The organism is Agrobacterium larrymoorei, from assembly GCF_037722385.1.
Classification (GTDB): domain Bacteria; phylum Pseudomonadota; class Alphaproteobacteria; order Rhizobiales; family Rhizobiaceae; genus Agrobacterium; species Agrobacterium larrymoorei_C.
Map to the genome: position 1 here is coordinate 111461 of NZ_JBBKAQ010000009.1, position 20211 is coordinate 131671.

Consider the following 20211-nt stretch of genomic DNA (forward strand, 5'->3'; position numbering starts at 1 on the left):
CAGCTGTCCATCAAAGACAACCGACCTCTGATATGGAATAATTTGATCGATCAGACCTTGGCCGCCGACACGGTCGCCTCGATATGCTCCACCAGCGCATCCGGCAGGCCAAGACGACCGGCGAGAAGATCGAGATAGCCGCGCTCGGCCCGGCTGTCCGGCTCGATGGTGAGACGCGAGGCAGTGTAGATTTCCACCTTCTGCTCTTCGGTGGTTGCCGCAGCCACCAGCGCGTCGATATCAAGCGGATCGGCCAGTTCCTTCTCGATGAAGGCTTCCGCCTCATGGTCGAGACCCGAGACCTTGACCTTCTCCATGATATGGGCGCGCTCGACAGCGTCAATGTGGCCGTCAGCCTTGGCGGCGGCAATCATCGCCTGCACCAGCGTCAGCGCAAAGCTGTTGGACAGCGCGGGAGACTGCGGGTGGAACGGAGAATCGACCGGTGGCGGCAGCAGCTCCTGCGTCGGCTGCGGCTGGGTCACGGCCTGCGGCGACTTGCCGGACTGGTAGTTGCGGTAAGCGAGGTAGCCAAGACCGGCAATGGCGGCGATACCGCCTACGGCGGCTGCATTGCCTGCCAGCTTGCGGCCCGTCTTGGTGCCGAGAATTGCGGCAGCAAGGGCGCCAGCCTTCATTGGGTTGTTCTTCGCAATCTCTGCGGCTTGGCCTGCCCGGTCCCGCACGCTTCCTGACAGCCCAGGCACCTGCGAACCCAAAAACTGGTCGAGAAGCTTCTTCGCGTCGAACATCAAAATCTCCTGTTTCGGTCAATGTCGAAACAGGAGATAGGAAGTGTCGGGGTCAATACAATTGGCGGCGCTCATCACGCCGTCGTGAACGGCGTGATCGCGATATCAGCTGCGAAGAGCGGCGGCTTCTGCCGCAAGCTTGGTAATGCCGGCCCAATCGCCTGCGGCGATCAGTTCCTTCGGCGCAACCCAGGAGCCGCCGACGCAAACGACGTTTGGCAGCGACAGGTAATCCTTGGCATTTTTCAGAGAGACGCTACCGGTCGGGCAGAACACGGTGCCGGCGAGTGGCGAGGAAAGCGCCTTCAGGTAAGGGGCGCCACCGGCCTGCTCGGCGGGGAAGAACTTCAGAACCTTGTAGCCCGCATCGCGCAGCACCATGACTTCGCTGGCTGTTGCCGCACCTGGAAGGAGCGGCACGTTGGAGCCTTCGGCAGCCTCCAGCACGCTCTTGTTGACGCCGGGGCTGACGATGAAGGTGGAACCAGCCTTGGCAGCGGCATCGAAGTCCTTGGCGTTCAAAATGGTGCCAGCACCCACATGCGCGCCTTCCACCTCTGCGGCAACCGCGCGGATGGCATCGAGCGCCACGGGCGTGCGCATGGTGATCTCGATGGCTTTCAGACCGCCTTCGACCAGCGCGCGGGCCAGTGGTACGGCAGAGGCCAGATCGTCAACGATCAGCACAGGCACCACGGGTTGAAGTTTCAGGATGGAAAGAAGCTTTTCGGAATCCTGGGCCATGGCGATATCTCCCGCTTTTGGATCGATTGAAATTGGGCTTTCAAATACCGCGCTCATCCCGTCATGTCGAGGCCGAGGCAACGATTTCTCATTTATTGCTTTTTCATGACAATCACTTGGTTTACCGTCCCGGCAAAACAGCACAGGGTGTTGAATGGCAAAAGAAATCGAACGCAAGTTTCTGGTCCGCAACGATGAGTGGCGCAGAGAAACGACGTCTCGGAAATCCTTCCAGCAAGCCTATATCGCCTCCATGGAAGACCGCTCCGTGCGCGTCAGGATCATGGACGACACCGACGCCCGGCTGACCATAAAAATCGGCACCAGCGCGCTTGTGCGCGACGAATACGAATACCCCATCACCGTCGAAGACGCCCGCGAATTGATGACGACAGCACTCGGCATCGTCATCGAAAAGACCCGATATACGGTGGATCATGAAGGCTTCGTCTGGGAAGTGGATGTCTTCGACGGCATCTATCGCGGCCTCGTGGTCGCCGAAGTCGAGATGCGCGAAGAGACCGACTGCCCTTCCCTGCCCGCTTGGCTTGGCACCGAAGTCACCGGCGACCGGCGCTATTCCAACCAGCATATGGCCATGGAAGATCTAAGCGGAGAGCTGTGCGATGTCCTTCAGGATTGATCCCACCCGCTCCTTCGTCGAGGAGATCAAGCGCACAGGCGTGGAACTCATCGACGACGCCATCGCTCTGCTGAAGGATCAGCCGGACGGCACGGACCGTGCCGTGCATGATGCCCGAAAGAAGTTCAAGCGCATCCGCGCGCTTTATCGATTCCTGGAGAAGGAAGCACCTGATTTCCGCAAGACGGAAAACGCCCGCTTTCGCGATATCGCCCGCTCGCTGTCGGCCGCGCGCGATGCCGCGGCACTGGTCGAAACCATCACCTATCTGCAAGGTTTCGCCCGCTCCGATGGCGAACGATACGCTTTGACAACCGCCCATCATGTGCTGAGCAAGCGTCGCGACGACGCGACCCATGAAGACGGGGACCTTCCAACAAAGATCGAAGCCGCCATCCAGTCCTGCCAGGAAGGCAAGGACGCACTCTCTTCTCTGTCGCTCTCTCACGGGGAAAAGACCGCGCTGAAGATGATCCGCAAGACGTGGGAAAAGCAGCGCCGCAAGGCGCTTGATGCGCTAGGCCTTTGCCATGGGCAAGCCCATGACGAGTATTTTCATGACCTGCGCAAAAGCGGTCAGATCTATTGGATGCATCTCGCGCTACTGCAAAAGCTCTGGCCATCCGCCATGCGCGCCAAGAAGGCGGAAGCCAAGCAACTGGTCAAACTGCTCGGCCACGAACACGACCTCTCCGTACTCGCCGCCTTCGCCGATCGCGAACCCGACAGCTTCGCAGGCTCCGAGACGCTCGCTTTGCTGCTCGACGCCATTATCGACCGACAGCAGGCGCTGCGCGAAGAAAGTCTCGCATTGGCTGACCACGTCTTCGCTGAGACCGCCGCCCGGGAGGCGAAAATTATTGCGCTTTTGTGGAAGCATGCGGCGCAGTGAGATGAAGAAGATGTAGCGACAAGAAACTGTCGCTGCGCTATTGCCGCGGCTCGACGCTCCGCCGCCATTCCGGCCTAAGCGGCCCCCAAGCAGAAATTATCGACCACGCGCGTCCCGACGCTGATGACCTTGCCGCTCTTCGAGTCCTTGGTGAAAGCCACAAAGCGCCGCTGAGGGCACAGAATGTCAGGCGATCTTTTGTTGCATTGAATTGAGTTCTTCCCGACATCGCGGTTTTCTGACGGTCTGCATTCAAATCCTGCTCGCATCACTTTCAGCTTTGCGGCTTCGAAGTCCAAACCTACAAGGTTCAGCCTTGCCACCTCCGCTTCGTGAAAACCTTCCGGCAACTTCAGCAGGCCACAGCCACTCAATGCCATACATAAGCCCGCCAGTAGAAAAGTATGTCTCATGCTCACCTCAATCTGTTGGGCTGACACCGATACAGTCGGATTTGCTGTGAAGGCAAGTCTGGATTGCAAGACTTGACCATCGTCAAGCGCTGAGACGCCCGGCGCAAATCCAGCGCAATCAGGATTGCAACAACGCCCGGATGGCTGTATTTCAGCGGCCATGACCGACAACGCGACATCCTTCCGCCCGGACGCCACCGCCGAGGCGACGTCTTCCAGTTCTACCCTCTCCGGTGCCGCTGACGATTTCCTCGTGGCAGCGCTTTATCATTTTGCCCGCTTTCCGCGGTTCGAGAGCGTGCGCGAGCCGCTGTTCAAGCTCTGCCAGGAGCAGGGCGTCAAGGGCACTCTGCTTCTGGCGGCGGAAGGCATCAATGGGACGATTGCGGGTACGGATGCGGGGATCAAGACCGTGCTGTCCTATCTTCGCGCCCTGCCGGAATTTGCAAGCCTGGAGCACAAGGAAAGCCGTGCGTCGAAAATGCCTTTCGTGCGCATGAAGGTGAAGCTGAAGAAGGAAATCGTCACCATGGGCGTGCCGGATATCGATCCCAACCGGATCGTCGGCACCTATGTGGAGCCGAAGGACTGGAACGCGCTGATCTCCGATCCGGACACCATCGTCATCGATACCCGCAACGATTACGAGACGGCGATCGGCCTCTTCAAGGGTGCGGTCGATCCGCAGACCAAGACGTTCCGTGAGTTTCCCGATTGGGTGAAGAACAATCCCGGCCTGCACAACAAGCCGAAGATCGCCATGTATTGCACCGGCGGCATCCGCTGCGAAAAGGCCACGGCCTTCATGAAGGAACAGGGTTTCGAAGACGTGTTCCACCTCAAGGGCGGCATTCTGAAATATCTGGAAGAGGTGCCGGAAGAAGAAAGCCTTTGGGAAGGCGCCTGCTTCGTCTTCGATGAGCGCGTCTCCGTCGTTCACGGCCTTGCCGAAGGCGACCACCAGCTTTGCCACGCCTGCCGCAACCCGATCACTGAAGAGGTGCGCCTGTCGCCGCTCTTCGAAGAGGGTGTGTCCTGCCCGAGCTGCTACCACGACCGCACCGAAGAAGACCGCCAACGCTTCCGCGACCGCCAAAAGCAGATCGATATCGCTAAGAAGCGCGGCGAGAAGCATCTGGGGCGGTAATCGCGGTCCGGTTTGAAGCACGGCCTGAGCGAAATGGTTCAGCAGTTTTGCCAGAACGGTATGTGAAGACGCGCTTTAGGACGCCTTCAGCTGCTCAAGCGGCGCATCTTGTTGCGACAGCAATTCGTCAATACCTGACGCATCCAGCGGCTTGGAAAAAAGATAACCCTGCAGCTCGTCGCAGCCGCAGATTTGCAGGATCACGGCCTGATCTTCGGTTTCGATGCCCTCTGCTGTCACCGGCATGCCGAGAGAGCGGGCAAGTGCGACGGTGGCAGTGAGCATTTCCAGCGAGCGACCGCCCTCTTCGAGTGCGACGACGAGCGACTTGTCAATCTTCATCCGGTCGAAGCCAAAGCGGCGCAGATAGCCGGTGCTGGCAAAGCCGGAGCCAAAATCATCGAGCGCGATGCTGAGCCCGATCTGCTGCAGCTTTTCGATGGCCGCCTGGGCGCGCTCCGGATGGTGGATGAAATAGCCTTCGGTCATTTCCAGCATCACCCGCTCCGGCGCAATGCCGGTTTCTTCCAGCACCTGAACCACGTGCCCGGCAAAGGCGGGATTGCGAAACTGGACGGGCGAGATGTTGATGGCGATCTTCAGCTCCGGCCATGCGGCCGCTTCCTTCAGCGCCGTACGCATCACCTGCATTCCGAGCTTGTCGATCAGACCGCTGGATTCTGCCGCGGCAATGAAGACATCCGGAGAGACCGGGCCGTAGCCTGGCCGGTTCCAGCGGGCGAGTGCCTCCACTCCGATGATGCGGCGGGTCAGCGTGTTGACCACCGGCTGGAAGGCGACGCGGATTTCATTGTTGTCGATGCCGTATTTCAGGTCGGCTTCCAGCTGTTTGCGCTCTTCGCGGCGCGCATCGAGATCGGCCTGGTAGGCGAAGTAGCGGCCGCCGCCGCCTTCCTTTGCCTCATACATCGCCATATCCGCGCGCCGTAGCAGTTCCTCGCCATTGATATCGCCGCCCTTGGAGACGGCCGTGCCGATGCTGCAGCCTATGGCCGCGACGCGGTCGCCCAGCATGAAGGGTTCGGAGACGAGTTCCAGCAGCGCGTCGCAGAACCGACGCCCCTCCAAACGGGCATCGGGACCTTGAAGCGCTATGGCGAACTCATCGCCGCCGAGCCGCGCAAGGAGAGCATCCTTGGGTGCAAGAACACGGAGCGCCGCGGCAAAGGCCTTGATCAGCAGATCGCCGACCTCGTGGCCGAAGGAATCATTCACATCCTTGAAGCCATCGAGATCAAGATAGATGAGCTCCACATAGGAGCCGTCCGCGCTCGCAGCCTCGGTCATGCGCTTCAGCCCGAAAAACAGGCCGGGACGATTGTAGAGGCCGCTCAAACGATCGACCAGCAGCTGCTCGCGCATCACCGCTTCCTCGCGTCTGAGCCTGCGGATGACGGCAAGGCCGAAAATGAAAAGCACCAGGAAGAAAACGCCGACAATGGCAAAGGCGCTCAATACCCGCGGGCGCACTTCGTTCAGGCTGACATCGCCCGGCATGGCGGAGGTCCAGGTGAGCTTCCCGAGGATCTCGCCGTGCGGATCGACGATGTCGACATAGTAGGGCGTGGTCGCAAGCCCTCTCTGAAGCGACAGCCCATTGACCAGATAGGTCTGGCCGAGCTTGCCGACCTTTTCATCCGTCAGATGACGAACGAAGACCAGATAGCGCTTGCCGAGCGAGGGGTCGAGCTCTCCGGATTTCTTGCGCACCAGCGCCACACCGGCGGCAGCAATGCCGTCACGCGTGCGGATGAAGCCGGTCATTTCCGGCACAGTCTCCGGTCCGGCATTGCGAATGCGGTTGATCATCTCGGAAACGCTGCCGCCGAAATAGGAGCCGACGCTCCAAGGCGCTGGCGCACCATTCTGATAGGCGAGCAGCACGCCGTCCTGATCGTCCAGAATAACGGCGGTATCGAAGAGCTCGCTGTTGACGGTCATGTCGCCGTAATTGCTGATGATCCAACCAGCGCCATCCTCGGCATAGACAAAGCGAGCAGCATCGTCCCAGGCGGCGTAATCGTTGAGCGTCGCGCCAAGCTGATGTTGGAAGGTGGAGAGCGCGCCACGCGCGGTCTGGAGAGAACGTTCCTCATCCAGCCGGTTGGCCATTTCGGTAACATTGGTCAGCGCCGAAAGAACAAGCGCGGTGATCAGGGTGACGATAAGCGCAAAGGCGAAAAGAACACCTGCAACCGCAGATCTCCTGCCGATCATCCTCATTCTGCCCTGCCCCACACTAAACGCACTCGCCTTACAAAGCGCATGGTGCGGGGGAAACATTCAAAAGAGATTAAAAGCGCGCGCAGAAACTTGGTAAGAAACGTACAATTTTCCACCTGCGCAAGAAAAAGCCCCTCCCGCGGTTGCGAAAGGGGCGAAATTTCTACACGTCGTCTCGCGGGCGGGGCTGCCATCTGCAGTCGACCGATGGCGACGTGGAACAGCCTGTTACCAGGACGGGATAACGGTGCCGTTATACTTCTCGAGGATGAAGTTCTTCACTTCCGGGCTGTGGTAGGATTCGACAAGCGTCTTCACCCAAGGCTTGTCCTTGTCTTCCGAGCGCACCGCGATCACGTTCGCATAGGGAGACTTTTCGCTTTCGATGGCGATCGAATCCTTCTTCGGGTTGAGACCGGCAGCGGTTGCGTAGTTGGTGTTGATCACCGATGCATCGGTGTCGTCGAGCGAGCGCGGCAGCTGTGCGGCGTCGAGTTCGACGATCTGGATGTTCTTCGGGTTCTCGGTGATGTCGGCCGGCGTGACTTTCAGGCCAACAGCTTCATTCACCTTGATCAGGCCCTTGGAGGCCAGCACCAGAAGCGCGCGGCCGCCATTGGTCGGGTCGTTGGGAATGCCGACGGTCGCGCCATCCTTCAGCTCGTCCAGGCTCTTCACCTTCTTGGAATAGACGCCCATCGGCGTGGTGATGGTGGTGCCGACGCTGACGAGATCGAACTTGCGATCAGCGATCTGGTTGTCGAGATAAGGCTGGTGCTGGAAGGAGTTGGCCTGCAGCTCACCATCGGCCAACGCCTGGTTCGGCACGACATAATCGGAGAATTCGAGGATGTCGATGTCGAGGCCCTTGCCTGCCGCAACCTTCTTCACCTGCTCCATGATCTGCGCATGTTCGGCGGGTGTGACGCCGATCTTGATGGTTTCGGCCAGCGCGCTGCCGGCAAAGAGTGCTGCGAGAGAAGCAGCGATAATGAGCTTTTTCATCAGGTGTCTCCTTTAGTGTGTTATCTCTTAAGCACGGGACAGACCCCGCACATTGAATGTCAATTCTTGCGGTTGCGCTTGTCGAAGCTGCGGGCCAGCGCATCACCTGCGCTCTGCACCAGTTGCACCAGCACGATGAGGACGATGACCACCGCCAGCATCACATCCGGCATGAAGCGCTGGTAGCCATAGCGAATGCCGAGGTCTCCAAGACCACCGCCGCCGACAGCACCCACCATCGCCGAATAGCCGATGAGGCTGACGAGTGTCAGGGTGAGCGCGAGCGTGATCCCTGGCTTGGCTTCGGCCAGAAGCACCTTTGTGACGATCTGGAGCGGCGTGGCACCCATGGCACGCGCTGCCTCGATCAGCCCCTTGTCCACTTCGCGTATCGCCGCTTCCACCAGCCTTGCGATGAAGGGCACGGTCGCCACCGTCAGCGGCACGATCGCCGCGTTCGTGCCGATCGATGTGCCGGCGACAAGCCGGGTGAAGGGAATGATCGCCACCACCAGAATGATGAAGGGGGTGGAACGCGCCGCGTTCACGATAAAGCCGATGATGCGGTTCGTGATTGGCGCTTCGAACAGCTCACCCTTGCCGCTGGTGGCAAGGAAGATGCCGATCGGCAGGCCAAGCAACGAGCCGACAATGCCGGACACCGCCACCATATGCAGCGTCTGGATCAGGCCCTTGAGGAGAATGTTGAACAGCATATCAGGCGACATAGCCAAGCACCTCCGTCGTCAGACCTGTTTCGTCATAGAAGCGTTGGGCACGTGCCAGAACCTCGGGCGTTGCCGGATAGGACACGACCAGCGAGCCGAACGGCGCGCCTGCAATTTCCTCGATGGTGCCGGCCAAAATATTCACATCCGGGCCGATTTCGGCGACGAGACGTGCAGTGAGAGGCTTGAAGGCTGTATCGCCGAAGAAGACGAGACGCACCAGAATGCGGTCGGCAGCAGTGGGCTCGCTTTTCAATCCCGATGTCACCCAATGCGGCAGCTTGACGCCGACGGCAGACGACAACAGGCTGCGGGTCGTTTCGTGTTGCGGATGGGTGAAGATATCAAAGGTGGAGCCCTGCTCGACGATCAGGCCCTTGTCGATGACGGCAACCTGCGAGGCGATGGTCTTCACCACCTCCATCTCGTGGGTGATGAGCAGCACCGTCAAGCCAAGTTCGGCATTGATGCGCTTCAACAATTCGAGGATCGATTGCGTGGTTTCGGGATCCAGCGCAGACGTTGCTTCGTCGGAAAGCAGCAGCTTCGGCTCGGTCGCAAGCGCACGCGCAATGCCGACACGCTGTTTCTGGCCACCGGAGAGTTCCGCCGGGTAGCGCTTGGCCTTGTCGCCAAGGCCGACAAGATCGAGCAGCGGCCCGACCTTGCGTTTGATATCGTCCTTGGAGACGCCGGAGATTTCGAGCGGTAGCGCCACATTGTCGTAAGCGGTGCGTGACGACAGCAGGTTGAAGTGCTGGAAGATCATGCCAACGGAGCGGCGAAGCGTGCGCAAGCCACCCTCGTCCAGCGCGCCGACATCGACGCCATCCACAATGACCTTACCGGATGTCGGACGTTCCAGCCCGTTGACGAGCCGGATCATGGTGGATTTGCCAGCACCCGAACGGCCGATAATGCCGGAGATCCCGCCGCGCGGGACGACGAAATCCACGCCGGCAAGTGCCGTGAAGGCCGGCTCTCTGCCATTGCCGCCAAAGGTCTTGGTCACGGCTTCGAACGACACCATCGGATCGGCTGTCGAAGCCTCGATTGGACGCGCTGCGTCCTGTAAAATTGCGGAATTCATGCCATTGCTCTTGAGGAAATCTATCTCTTCATTCCGGCAGGCGGCCGTTCTGGCCACAACCGTTCATGCCGCCATCCGGCACATTCGACAATGAAAGACATCTGAGAGCATGGTCGACTTTCTGAAGACGATGACTTTCACGCCGAACCTGCGAGGGCTTTAGCGTTTCGCCATCTGTGTATCGCATACATGCCCGTATGCGATACCGATTTATAGGCAGGATATTTCAATTATCCGCGAATGACGGAAAAATCTGCCCGAGGGCCGGAGATCTCGCTCAGGCGACCTTGGTCACGAACTGGTCCAGCGGACGACGGATCTTCTTCAGATTGACCAGCCAGTCGCCCTCTTCCTGACGATAGCCAAGCGGCAGGATGGTCACCGAACGCAGGCCCTTTTCGCGAAGGCCAAGAATCTCGTCCAGCTTGGCAGGCTCGAAACCTTCCATCGGTGTTGTATCCACGCCTTCGAAAGCGGCCTGTGCGACAGCCATGCCGAAGGCAATGTAAGCCTGACGGGCGGCGTGCTCGAAGTTTTCTTCCGGATCACGGTCCGGGTACATGCCGAGCAGGAACTGGCGATACTTTTCCCAGCCTTCGTTCTTGAAGCCGCGCTCTTCGTTCGTCAGGTCGAACATGTGGTTGATGCGCTCTGGCGTGTAATTGTCCCACGCGGCAAAGACGAGCAGATGCGAGCCGTCGGTGATCTGTGCCTGGTTCCAGGCAATCTCCTGGATCTTGGCGCGAACATCAGGATTGGTCACGACGATGATTTCGAAAGGCTGCAGGCCGCTTGACGTCGGAGCCAGACGCGCCGCCTCGATGATGCGGTCCACCTTGTCCTCGGATACAGCCTTGGAGGGGTCCATCTTCTTTGTAGCGTAACGCCAGTTCAATTTATCGATCAGCATAAAAACTCCTTGGCGGGCCGGACCTACGCCTCGATGGCGGTCTCGAACCCTTTGTGAAACGCCAACACACATAGGTTTTGTTGCGGCGCACACAAGAAGGCACAGAAGTGTGCCTATAGGAAATCCTCATATGCCGGACAGGCCACGAACAAAAAAAGCCGCTGGCCGGGCGTTTCCGCGCAGCCAGCGGCCTCTCGTCTCCTTACTTCTTGGCGAATGCCAGAAGATCGGCGTTCAGCACATCGGCATTGACTGTCAGCATGCCGTGGGAGAAGCCGGGGTAGGTCTTCAACTCACCGTTCTTCAAAAGCTTGATCGACTTGTGGGCCGAGTCCGCGATCGGAACGATCTGGTCGTCCTCACCATGCAGCACCAGCGTCGGAACGCCGATTGCCTTCAGGTCGTCCGTTTGGTCGGTTTCGGAAAACGCCTTGATGCCATCGTAATGGGCCTTCGCACCACCCATCATGCCCTGACGCCACCAGTTCTGGATCACGCCTTCATGCACTGTCGCACCATCGCGGTTGAAGCCGTAGAAGGGGCCAGCCGGAACATCGCGGAAGAACTGTGCGCGGTTTGCGGCAAGTGCGGAACGGAAACCGTCGAAGACTTCCATTGGCAGGCCTTCCGGATTGGCCTCGGTCTTGAGCATCAGTGGCGGAACGGCGGAAACCAGAACGGCCTTGGCAACGCGCCCAGCCGGTTCGCCATGCTTTGCTACATAGCGCGCGACTTCGCCGCCACCGGTGGAGTGACCGATATGGATGGCGTTCCTCAGGGCCAGCGCCTCGACGACGGCAAAGGCGTCGGCGGCGTAGTGGTCCATGTCGTGACCTTCGGAAACCTGCTCTGAGCGGCCGTGACCGCGGCGGTCATGGGCAACGACGCGGTAGCCGTTGGCAAGGAAGAACAGCATCTGCGCGTCCCAGTCGTCGGACGAGAGCGGCCAGCCGTGGTGGAAGACAACCGGCTGCGCGTCCTTTGGACCCCAGTCCTTGTAGAAGATCTGCACGCCGTCTTTAGTGGTAACGTAGCCCATATCGATATCTCCTTGTGCTGAATTGGTTGCTGCATAGGCGGGTGGAAAGGCGAATGGCGAAAGTGCGGCACCTGCAAGGGCTGCACTTGCGATCAAGACGGTGCGTCTCGATACGGAAAGGCGGTTGGTATCGTCTGTCGTCTTCAAGTCCGTCATCGCGCTCTCCTGTCGGCCCCTGCCTGGTTGCTGTTGACTTGAACACGCTAGCGCCATGCTCTACACAAAACACGTGGCGCAAACGACTTTATAGAAGGCAAAAGTGACAATGGTACAAATGCTGGAAAAAGGTGTCGAGGCGGACGTCCCGAAGACCGCCGATACGAATATCAGCACAATCGAAATTGCGCTACTCATCTATCCGGACTGTCAGCTGGCCGCGATCTACGGGCTGACCGATCTCTTCAGCATTGCCGCGAGTTGGGCCATGACGGTGGAAGGCCGCGCCGGCGAAAGCAGCATCCGCATCAGCCATTGGAAGATGGAAGGCGAGACGGTTTCCTGCGTCTGGGACTCGCATCCGGGCGAGCCCCACGCGCTGCGCTACGTCATCGCGCCGCCCAGCATCGTCATGCCGGAGAAGATGCAGAGCATGACGCCTGCTTCGCAGTGGCTGTCAGAGCAACATGCCGAAGGCGTGACCATCTGCTCGGTCTGTGCCGGCGCTTTCGTGTTGGCCGAAACCGGCCTCATCAACGGGCGCCGCGCCACCACGCACTGGGCCTTTGCAGACAGGCTGTCGGAGCGCTTTCCCGGCATCGATGTGGCGCCCGACAACATGATCATCGACGATGGCGACGTGATTACCGCGGGCGGCATTCTGGCCTGGGCCGACCTCGGCCTGCTGTTGGTGGAGAAGCTTCTCGGCCAGACGGTGATGCTGGAGACCGCTCGCTTCCTGATCGTCGATCCACCACGCTCCAGCCAGGCCCGCTACAAGGCCTTCCTGCCGCGCTTCGATCATGGCGACCGCGAGGTGCTGCAAATCCAGCACCAGTTCCATGCTAACCCGGAACTGCAAAAGAACCTCAGTGAACTGGCAGAGAGCGTCAACCTCTCGGAGCGCACCCTGCAACGCCGCTTCTTCCGCGCCACGAAACTGAAGCTCACCGAGTATCACCAGAATGTCCGCATCATGAAGGCGCGGCAACTGCTGGAAACCACCAACGGCTCCATCGAATCCATCGCCTGGTCGGTGGGCTATACGGACCCCGCCGCGTTTCGCAAGATTTTCGGACGGCTGACGGGGACGACGCCGAATGTGTATCGGGGGGATGTGCGGGTGTGAAATCCTCGCGCTATTGGAGGCGCGTGCGGAATAGTTGGTCTGAAGCATCCACCCTCATTCCTGTGCTTGTCACAGGAATCCAGTCAGACCAAGTCTTTGGTCTGGAAGGGCCTTTTTTCGCCGCGCAGACGCGCGTCGGCTGGATTCCTGTGACGAGCACAGGAATTGTCTGTCGAAAATGTGCTTTATTGTTCGAGAGGCTGGATGACCTCCGAGGTGGCCACCCCGGAGGTCATGCGTTTGTACGCCCGAACAGGAATGGGTCTTCTCGACCGACCTCATCCTGGGCTGCAATCGCACCAGCTTCGCATCGCTTGTTGACTTGATGGGCCGGCTTGGCGCCGCGCCCGCAGACAATGCTAAGCATGGAGCTCAATCATGGGCCTGAACACCGAACAAATCCAGCCTCAGTTGATCCAATTCGCTTTGGGATTCGACGTCTCCAAAGCAACAATCACTTTCTTCGACACACATAGCGGAGAGATCTGCACCCTAGAAAACAGCAAGGTGGCGCTCAAAGCGATCTTAAAGCCATATGCTGGACGCCTCGACACACTCGCCATTTGCGAGGCAACCGGTGGCTACGAGGACAATCTCCTCGATGTCCTTGAAGACCTTGCTATTCCCGCACATCGCGCAGACGCTGCCCGGGTCAAAGCCTTCATCCGCGCCTGCGGCGCCAATGCCAAGACAGATGCCATTGATGCGCGCCATATTGCCGAATATGGGCTCTCACGTGCGCAATCTCTACCTCGCTGGCGCCCAAGTCAGCCACGGGAGGCAAAAATTAAGCTGCTCGTCTTGCGTCGTACCGATCTGGTGTCTATGCGCGTGCAAGAGGAAAACCGATTAAAGGCGCCACGCAATAAGCCGATCGCGCGCGAGATCGCCGGCCATATAACTGAGATCAAGCGCCGCATTGAAGCTATCGACAAGCAGATCGAAACGATCATGAGCCTCGATAAGCGATTGAAAGACCGCAAGGCTATCCTTCAGACGGTTCCTGGTATTGGCAAGGTGATCGCCCCGGTGCTGTTGGCTCTCATGCCAGAGCTCGGACACATCGATCGCAAGCAGGCAGCAAGTCTGGCGGGATGTGCGCCTCATGCCCGCGACAGCGGCGCTCGTAAAGGCCGTCGTTTTACAAAGGGCGGACGGCGGCAGTTACGACCGCTACTCTTCACCGCGGCGATGGCGGCAAGCCACAGCAAAAGCCATCTCGCTACAACATACAAGCGTCTGCTCGCAGCCGGGAAGTCAAAACTCACAGCTCTTGGCGCCATCATGCGACACATCATCGTCATCGCAAATGCGAGACTCAAAGAATACCACATAGCCCAAATACGACTGACTTGATGAGGGAGGAGGAGAAAGCGCATCAACGGCTTCACCCCGAATGCACGTCCGGGGTGAAACAGTCGCAACAGCCGGCTGTCACCGGCACAAAACCTCAAACGTAGCGGTTGACCACGTTCTCGAGATATTCCTGACGACCGGACTTCGGCTCGGGGTTGATGTTTTCCCGCTCTACCTTGGCCGCAATCTCCTCCAGCTTCATTTCGCCGCGCAGCATCTTCTGGGCTTCCGGCTGGTCCCACTTGGCGTAGCGTTCTGCCAGCGGCTTGGAGAGCGCGCCGTCTTCCACCATCTTCGCCGCAGCCTTGAGGCCACGGGCGCAGCAATCCATGCCGCCGATGTGGCCGATCAGCAGGTCTTCCGGATCGAGCGACTGGCGACGCAGCTTGGAGTCGAAGTTGGTGCCACCGGTGGTGAAGCCGCCGGCCTGCAGGACCTGATAGTAGGCGAGCGCCATTTCCGGGACGTTGTTCGGGAACTGGTCGGTATCCCAGCCGGACTGGTAGTCGTTGCGGTTCATGTCGATCGAGCCGAAGATGCCGAGCGTGTTGGCAAGCGCCAGTTCATGCTCGAAGGTATGGCCGGCAAGGATCGCGTGGCCCTGCTCGATATTCATCTTCACTTCGTTTTCGAGGCCGTACTTCTTCAGGAAGCCATAGACGGTCGCAACGTCGTAATCATACTGGTGCTTGGTCGGCTCCTGCGGCTTCGGCTCGACGAGGATAGTGCCCTTGAAGCCGATCTTGTACTTGTACTCCACCACCATGTGCAGCATGCGCGCCATCTGGTCGAATTCGCGCGAGAGATCGGTGTTGAGCAGCGTCTCATAGCCTTCGCGGCCGCCCCACAGGACATAGTTCTCGCCGCCGAGCTTCATCGTGGCGTCCATGCAGGTCTTGATGGTGGCTGCCGAATAGGCAAACACATCCGGATCCGGATTGGTGGAGGCGCCGGACATGAAGCGGCGGTTGGAGAAGAGGTTCGCCGTGCCCCAGAGAAGCTTCACGCCGGTCTCTTCCTGCTTCTTCTGCAGGTAGTCGACGATCTCGTTGAGGTTCCTGGTGCTCTCGGCGAATGTCTGGCCTTCAGGACGCGCATCCGCATCGTGGAAGCAGTAGTAAGGCGCGCCGAGCAGGCTGAACATTTCAAACGCCACATCGGCCTTCAGCTTGGCCTTCTGCATGTCATCGCCAAACCATGGACGGTCGAAAGTGCGGCCACCGAAGGGGTCGCTGCCTTCCCAGGCGAAGGAATGCCAGTAGGCGACCGCAAAGCGCAGATGGTCTTCCATGCGCTTGCCGAGAACGACTTCATCGGGGTTGTAGTGGCGGAAGGCCAGCGGATTGGTGCTGTCCGGTCCCTCGTATTTGACCTTGGCGACGTTGCCGAAAAATCCAGTGCTCATGATTTCTTCTCCCTTGATGATTGAAAATGGTGTTCGAAAGGTTCTCAGTGCGATAGCGGCTTGATCGCCGGATAAAGCGCCCGATACCGGCCGTAAGCCTCCTCATAGGCCGCTGACAGCGACGCCACCGGCTCGACGGTTTCCTCCGTTTCCGGCTGGGTGCAAACCGCAAGCGGATCGGCCCCGGTCGCGGCAATCAGGCCAAGACGGGCCGCGCCAAAGGCCGCGCCAAAATCGCCTTCCGCCGGAATATCGACCGGTACGCCAAGCGAGGTGGCAATCGAGGCGAGCCAATAGCGCGAGCGCGAACCGCCGCCGATGGCGGTGACGCGCGAGATCGACGTGCCAGCCGATTTCAGCGCTTCGAGATTGTCGCGGATGGCAAAGGTCACGCCTTCCAGCACGGCCTGCGTCAGCGCCTTGCGGTCGCTCTCATGCGAAAGGCCGATGAAGGAGCCGCGGATGGCGGCGTCATTATGCGGCGTGCGTTCGCCGGACAGATACGGCGCAAAGGTGACGCCAGTCGGCGCCCGCAAATCGTCGCCCAACTCGCTGGAAAGCTCGGCTGCGGATTTGCCGGCGATGCCGGAATACCAGTTGAGCGCATCGGTGGCCGACAGGATCACGCCCATCTGGTGCCAGGTGTTGGGCAGCGCGTGGCAGAAGGCGTGAACCGCGCTTTCCGGCTTCGGCAGATAGGAGGCATTGGCGGCAAAGAGAACGCCGGACGTGCCGAGCGACACGAAGGCATGGCCTTCGGCAACCGTGCCCATGCCGCAGGCGGATGCGGCATTGTCGCCAGCGCCACCGGCCACGACGACCTTGCCGGAAATGCCCCAGGCAGCGGCAAGCTCGGAGCGCAGCACACCCGCCTCATCGGTGCCTTCCACCAGCGACGGCATATGCGTCTCATCAAGATCGGTTGCCGCAAGCAGCTCTGAAGACCACTTGCGCGCACCCGTATCGAGCCAGGAAGTGCCGGCAGAGTCCGACATTTCGGAGATGTATTCGCCTGTCAGCCACAGCCGCAGATAATCCTTCGGCAGCAGAACCTTGGCGACCTTGGCAAAAATCTCAGGCTCGTTGTTCTTCACCCAAACGAGCTTCGGCGCAGTAAAGCCGGGGAAGACGATATTGCCGGTGATCTGGCGAAATCGCGGCTCCGCGTCGAGCTTCGCAGCTTCCGCATAGGATCGCGTATCGTTCCACAGGATCGAGGGGCGAAGAACGTCGCCGCTCGCATCGACCAGCGTGGCGCCATGCATCTGACCGGAGAGGCCGATGCCCTTGACCGCCGAAAGCTCGGCCGGAAACTTTTCCTTCAGCCCGGCAATCGCCGTTTCGGTCGCCTTGATCCAATGGGCCGGATCCTGCTCCGACCAGCCGTGATGCGGACGCGAGACATCCAGCGCGCCATTAGCCGAACCGATGACCGTCTGATCGCCATCGATCAGCAGCGCCTTGATGCCGGATGTGCCAAGATCAAGACCGAGATACATATCGTCCTCCAAGATTGGATGTGAATGTGCTGGAGCAGTTCCAGCCGGGCCCTGCCCGAAATGGGTTGAAACGAGGGTCGCTCAAGGCAGATTGTCCCTCAGGAATATGTCGATACGGATACGCTCCTGCGCCTCGATGACGGCAAGCCCATCGGCACGGGCCTTGAGGACGCGAATGGCGCTGCGCACCTCATGACCTGCATCCTGATTGAGCACCGCATCCAGCGTGCCATCGCGAAGTGCTGCGGCGGTCGTGTCGTTCAGTTCATGGGCAATGACGCAAGGCCTGGAGCCATCCTGCGCCTTGAGCGCCCGGATCAAACCGCGATTGCCCGCGCCAAGGCTATAGAGCCCGGCAAGCGTGGGATTGTCGCGCAGAGTGTCTCCGACCAGCGCTTCCACCCTCTCGGCATCGTCGCGCCCTTCCAGAACCGGACGGATGGAGAGATGCGGAAACTCCGCCTCGATCACGCCCTCGAAGCCCGCAAGACGCTCGCGGTGATCCTTCACCAGCATGGAGCCCGCCAGAACCGCGATCTCGGCCTCCTCCTTGGGCAGGAACCGCCCCATCAGGCTTGCCGCCGTGCGGCCCGCTGCGGCGTTATCGACGCCTGCAAAATGATCGCGCTTCGAGCCCGTCAGATCCGACACCAGCGTGACCACGGCAATGCCGCTGTCAGCGAGCCGATCCGTCGCCTCCACCACATCCTCGGAATCGATCGCGACAAAGGCAACGCCCGAGGGCTTTTCCAGTCGTGCCACATCGAGTGCCTGAGTGAGGGCCGCCGCATCGAAGGGCGGGACCTCGATGATGCGGATCGACGTGCGCTCCACGTAGGAACGAGAGGCCGCACACCTCACCTCGTTGCGAAGCCCGGCCATGAAGGAATTGTCATTGTTGGGAAGAATGAAGACCAGCGCGTAGCTGCGCCCTTTGGCAAGATTGGCGGCTGCGATATCGCGCACATAGCCAAGCTCGGAAATCGCCGCTTCCACCTTGGCGCGGGTCAGCTGATGCACGCCCGGACGCAGATTAATCACCCGGTCGACGGTCGCGAGACTGACCCCTGCCTTTGACGCAATATCGTGAACTGTCGGCTTCATGCTTCCTCCCGGCGCAACGTCATAGAGGAGTTTCTGAGGTACGTAAATCAGAAAATGATGTACGTACCTCATGAAGGAGTTAAGTGGTGCGATGTAGCGGTGAAACCGATCTCAAGTCTGATGGCGTCTAGGGTTAATTCGAGGCTGAAGCCCCTCTCCTCCGTCATCCTCGGGCTTGACCCGAGGATCCACAAGCCATTGCCTTTATTGTGAACCATGGATCCTCGGGTCAAGCCCGAGGATGACGGCAGAGTGTGGATCGATCACTGGCATAAGCCGAAAAAAAGCGAATTCTCCGACCCAGACAAAAAAGGGGCCACCGTTTCCGGTGACCCCACATGCGCTGCGGTGGATAGGTAAACCTCAATGCGCCGCGTCGGGCGGCGGGGCCGCCTTCGGCTTTTTGATCAGCACCGTCAGGAAGATGAGGCCGGTGAACAGGAAGGTCAGCAACAGGAACACATCGGCAAAGGCCAGGATCCAGGCCTGTTGCGATACCACGCCGACGAGCTTCTTGATCGCCACCGACGAACCGTCGAGGCCATAGGAGTCGTAATTGCCGCTGACGCTGCTCAGCCAGTCGAGTGCTGCCGGATTGCCGTAATTCACATGCTCGGCAATGCGGACATAATGGTCGTCGGTGCGCTGGCTAAGCAAGGTGTTGATGATGGCAAGACCGACCGCGCCGCCCAAGTTACGCGTGAGGTTGAAGAGACCGGATGCGTTCTTGATGCGGGCGGGCGGAAGCGTGCCGAGCGCGATGTTGTTGATCGGCACCATGCACATCATGAGGCCGAAACCGCGCAGGATCTGCGGGATCAGAAGCTCGTTGAAGTCCCAATCGGCCGTGACATGCGTCATGATCCAAGTCCCGGCGGCAAAGCTGATGAAGCCGATCGCCATCATCACCCGCGGATCGAGCTTGGCTGAAAGCCGCCCTGCAATCGGCGCGGTGAAGAACATGGTGAGACCCGAAACGAACATCGTCTCGCCGATCATCAGCGCGTCATAGCCGCGCACGCGCCCCAGATAGAGCGGATAGAGATAGGTCAACCCGTAGAGACCGATACCCATGACGAAGGAAAACAGCGAGCCGATGGAGAAATTCCGGTCGGCAAAGGCGCGCAGATCCACCACCGGGAAATCTACCTTGAAGGCCCGCCAGAAGAACACCACAGCGCCGATCGTCATGGCAACGGCCGCGATGACGATATTCTCGTCATTGAACCAGTCGTTGTTGTTGCCCTCTTCCAGCACATATTCCAGCGATCCGAGGAAGACGCCCATGGAGAGCAAGCCCCACCAGTCGAACTTCTTCCACAGCGAGGTTTCCGGCTTGTCGAAATCGATCAGGCTCCAGGTCAGGATCGTGACGATGATGCCGGGAATGATGTTGACGAGGAACAGCCAGTGCCAGGAAAAGGCATTGGAGAGATAACCGCCGACCGTCGGGCCGATGGTGGGCGCGAGCGTTGCGACAAGGCCGATGATCGGTGAAACGATCGGGCGCTTCGACGGTGGGAAGATGGTGAAGGCCGCGGCAAAGACAGACGGGATCATGCCGCCGCCGATGAAGCCCTGGATCGCGCGATAGACGATCATCTGGTCGATATTCGTCGCGGTGGCGCAAAGCGCGCTGGAAATGGTGAAGCCCGCCGCACAGGTGGCAAACAGCACGCGGGTGGAGAGAATGCGCGCCAGCGTGCCCGAAAGCGGGATCATGATGACTTCCGCAATCAGGTAGGAGGTCTGCACCCAGGCGATCTCATCCGAACCGGCACCGAGGCCCGCCTGGATTTCGGCCAGGGAGGCCGAGACGATCTGAATGTCGAGGATCGACATGAACATGCCGAAGACCATGGCGAAGAACGCGATCAGGCGTCTTCGATCCATCGGCGGGTCGACGGCGGCCGTGGTGCCGCCGCTCATGCTGGCTGTAGCCGCCATAATGCTTG

General features: G+C 59.7%; 18 protein-coding genes. 5 read left to right on the plus strand and 13 right to left on the minus strand.

Features of this window, described 5'->3' with window-relative positions; all coding sequences use genetic code 11:
- Window positions 1-50: 50 nt before the first annotated feature.
- Both WKI41_RS12605 and WKI41_RS12610 read right to left on the minus strand, forming a co-directional pair.
- Window positions 51-752 (minus strand): tellurite resistance TerB family protein, encoded by a 702-nt coding sequence (locus tag WKI41_RS12605; protein WP_340193851.1) that lies wholly within the window; start codon window positions 750-752, stop codon window positions 51-53.
- A gap of 105 nt (window positions 753-857) precedes the next feature.
- The gene (locus tag WKI41_RS12610; RefSeq protein ID WP_340193852.1) at window positions 858-1496 is read right to left on the minus strand and encodes a 2-dehydro-3-deoxy-phosphogluconate aldolase; all 639 of its coding nucleotides are present in this window, start codon (window positions 1494-1496) and stop codon (window positions 858-860) included.
- A 154-nt stretch (window positions 1497-1650) separates the two neighbouring features.
- Between WKI41_RS12610 and WKI41_RS12615 the strand changes: the two genes are divergently transcribed.
- On the plus strand, window positions 1651-2139 hold the full coding sequence (locus WKI41_RS12615; RefSeq protein ID WP_340193853.1) for a CYTH domain-containing protein: 489 nt from the start codon (window positions 1651-1653) through the stop codon (window positions 2137-2139).
- Window positions 2123-3031: a CHAD domain-containing protein gene (locus WKI41_RS12620; protein ID WP_340193854.1), complete on the plus strand. Its 909-nt coding sequence runs from the start codon at window positions 2123-2125 to the stop codon at window positions 3029-3031. The genes WKI41_RS12615 and WKI41_RS12620 overlap by 17 nt, the downstream gene beginning before the upstream one ends.
- Window positions 3032-3105: 74 nt before the next feature.
- On the opposite strand, the gene WKI41_RS12625 is transcribed toward WKI41_RS12620, so the two are convergent.
- Window positions 3106-3615 (minus strand): hypothetical protein, encoded by a 510-nt coding sequence (locus WKI41_RS12625; RefSeq protein WP_340193855.1) that lies wholly within the window; start codon window positions 3613-3615, stop codon window positions 3106-3108.
- Here WKI41_RS12625 and WKI41_RS12630 point away from each other — a divergent pair.
- Window positions 3605-4591 carry a rhodanese-related sulfurtransferase gene (locus WKI41_RS12630; RefSeq protein WP_340193856.1) on the plus strand — a complete coding sequence of 329 codons (987 nt, stop codon included), beginning with the start codon at window positions 3605-3607 and terminating at the stop codon, window positions 4589-4591. The genes WKI41_RS12625 and WKI41_RS12630 overlap by 11 nt on opposite strands.
- Before the next feature lie 75 nt (window positions 4592-4666).
- On the opposite strand, the gene WKI41_RS12635 is transcribed toward WKI41_RS12630, so the two are convergent.
- The 6 genes from WKI41_RS12635 to WKI41_RS12660 form a co-directional block, all read right to left on the minus strand.
- On the minus strand, window positions 4667-6835 hold the full coding sequence (locus WKI41_RS12635) for a bifunctional diguanylate cyclase/phosphodiesterase (protein ID WP_425341028.1): 2169 nt from the start codon (window positions 6833-6835) through the stop codon (window positions 4667-4669).
- Between the two features lie 228 nt (window positions 6836-7063).
- Complete coding sequence (locus WKI41_RS12640) at window positions 7064-7840, minus strand: MetQ/NlpA family ABC transporter substrate-binding protein (protein ID WP_340193858.1); 777 nt, start codon at window positions 7838-7840, stop codon at window positions 7064-7066.
- Window positions 7841-7899: 59 nt separating this feature from the next.
- Entirely contained in the window at window positions 7900-8568 is a 669-nt protein-coding gene (locus WKI41_RS12645) for a methionine ABC transporter permease MetI (protein WP_340193859.1), read from the minus strand.
- On the minus strand, window positions 8558-9598 hold the full coding sequence (locus WKI41_RS12650) for a methionine ABC transporter ATP-binding protein (protein ID WP_340193887.1): 1041 nt from the start codon (window positions 9596-9598) through the stop codon (window positions 8558-8560). The genes WKI41_RS12645 and WKI41_RS12650 overlap by 11 nt, the downstream gene beginning before the upstream one ends.
- 337 nt (window positions 9599-9935) lie before the next feature.
- Window positions 9936-10568 (minus strand): NAD(P)H-dependent oxidoreductase, encoded by a 633-nt coding sequence (locus WKI41_RS12655; protein WP_340193860.1) that lies wholly within the window; start codon window positions 10566-10568, stop codon window positions 9936-9938.
- A 202-nt stretch (window positions 10569-10770) separates the two neighbouring features.
- A complete protein-coding gene (locus tag WKI41_RS12660) occupies window positions 10771-11607 on the minus strand; it encodes an alpha/beta fold hydrolase (protein ID WP_340193888.1) in 837 nt (278 codons plus the stop codon).
- A 265-nt stretch (window positions 11608-11872) separates the two neighbouring features.
- Between WKI41_RS12660 and WKI41_RS12665 the strand changes: the two genes are divergently transcribed.
- Together WKI41_RS12665 and WKI41_RS12670 are read left to right on the plus strand one after the other, a co-directional pair.
- Window positions 11873-12892, plus strand: a complete 1020-nt coding sequence (locus WKI41_RS12665; protein WP_340193889.1) for a GlxA family transcriptional regulator — start codon at window positions 11873-11875, stop codon at window positions 12890-12892.
- 378 nt (window positions 12893-13270) lie between these two features.
- A complete protein-coding gene (locus tag WKI41_RS12670) occupies window positions 13271-14248 on the plus strand; it encodes a transposase (RefSeq protein ID WP_340193861.1) in 978 nt (325 codons plus the stop codon).
- A gap of 94 nt (window positions 14249-14342) precedes the next feature.
- Here the strand turns inward: WKI41_RS12670 and xylA are convergent, their stop codons facing one another.
- The 4 genes from xylA to WKI41_RS12690 form a co-directional block, all read right to left on the minus strand.
- Entirely contained in the window at window positions 14343-15653 is a 1311-nt protein-coding gene (xylA, locus tag WKI41_RS12675; protein WP_340193862.1) for a xylose isomerase, read from the minus strand.
- Window positions 15654-15697: 44 nt separating this feature from the next.
- On the minus strand, window positions 15698-17152 hold the full coding sequence (gene xylB / locus WKI41_RS12680) for a xylulokinase (protein ID WP_340193863.1): 1455 nt from the start codon (window positions 17150-17152) through the stop codon (window positions 15698-15700).
- A gap of 81 nt (window positions 17153-17233) precedes the next feature.
- Complete coding sequence (locus WKI41_RS12685; RefSeq protein WP_340193864.1) at window positions 17234-18256, minus strand: LacI family DNA-binding transcriptional regulator; 1023 nt, start codon at window positions 18254-18256, stop codon at window positions 17234-17236.
- 363 nt (window positions 18257-18619) lie between these two features.
- Window positions 18620-20203, minus strand: coding sequence for a DHA2 family efflux MFS transporter permease subunit (locus WKI41_RS12690; protein WP_340193865.1), 1584 nt, complete (start codon window positions 20201-20203; stop codon window positions 18620-18622).
- Window positions 20204-20211: the final 8 nt, after the last annotated feature.

Coding starts and splice junctions, on each gene's coding strand:
- WKI41_RS12615 (WP_340193853.1), top strand. CDS start 1,651: ATGGCAAAAGAAATCGAACGCAAGTTTCTGGTCCGCAACGATGAGTGG.
- WKI41_RS12660 (WP_340193888.1), bottom strand. CDS start 11,607: ATGGGCTACGTTACCACTAAAGACGGCGTGCAGATCTTCTACAAGGAC.
- WKI41_RS12630 (WP_340193856.1), top strand. CDS start 3,605: ATGACCGACAACGCGACATCCTTCCGCCCGGACGCCACCGCCGAGGCG.
- WKI41_RS12605 (WP_340193851.1), bottom strand. CDS start 752: ATGTTCGACGCGAAGAAGCTTCTCGACCAGTTTTTGGGTTCGCAGGTG.
- WKI41_RS12635 (WP_425341028.1), bottom strand. CDS start 6,835: ATGAGGATGATCGGCAGGAGATCTGCGGTTGCAGGTGTTCTTTTCGCC.
- WKI41_RS12645 (WP_340193859.1), bottom strand. CDS start 8,568: ATGTCGCCTGATATGCTGTTCAACATTCTCCTCAAGGGCCTGATCCAG.
- WKI41_RS12670 (WP_340193861.1), top strand. CDS start 13,271: ATGGGCCTGAACACCGAACAAATCCAGCCTCAGTTGATCCAATTCGCT.
- xylB (WP_340193863.1), bottom strand. CDS start 17,152: ATGTATCTCGGTCTTGATCTTGGCACATCCGGCATCAAGGCGCTGCTG.
- WKI41_RS12665 (WP_340193889.1), top strand. CDS start 11,873: ATGGTACAAATGCTGGAAAAAGGTGTCGAGGCGGACGTCCCGAAGACC.
- WKI41_RS12655 (WP_340193860.1), bottom strand. CDS start 10,568: ATGCTGATCGATAAATTGAACTGGCGTTACGCTACAAAGAAGATGGAC.
- xylA (WP_340193862.1), bottom strand. CDS start 15,653: ATGAGCACTGGATTTTTCGGCAACGTCGCCAAGGTCAAATACGAGGGA.
- WKI41_RS12610 (WP_340193852.1), bottom strand. CDS start 1,496: ATGGCCCAGGATTCCGAAAAGCTTCTTTCCATCCTGAAACTTCAACCC.
- WKI41_RS12690 (WP_340193865.1), bottom strand. CDS start 20,203: ATGGCGGCTACAGCCAGCATGAGCGGCGGCACCACGGCCGCCGTCGAC.
- WKI41_RS12650 (WP_340193887.1), bottom strand. CDS start 9,598: ATGGTGTCGTTCGAAGCCGTGACCAAGACCTTTGGCGGCAATGGCAGA.
- WKI41_RS12620 (WP_340193854.1), top strand. CDS start 2,123: ATGTCCTTCAGGATTGATCCCACCCGCTCCTTCGTCGAGGAGATCAAG.
- WKI41_RS12640 (WP_340193858.1), bottom strand. CDS start 7,840: ATGAAAAAGCTCATTATCGCTGCTTCTCTCGCAGCACTCTTTGCCGGC.
- WKI41_RS12685 (WP_340193864.1), bottom strand. CDS start 18,256: ATGAAGCCGACAGTTCACGATATTGCGTCAAAGGCAGGGGTCAGTCTC.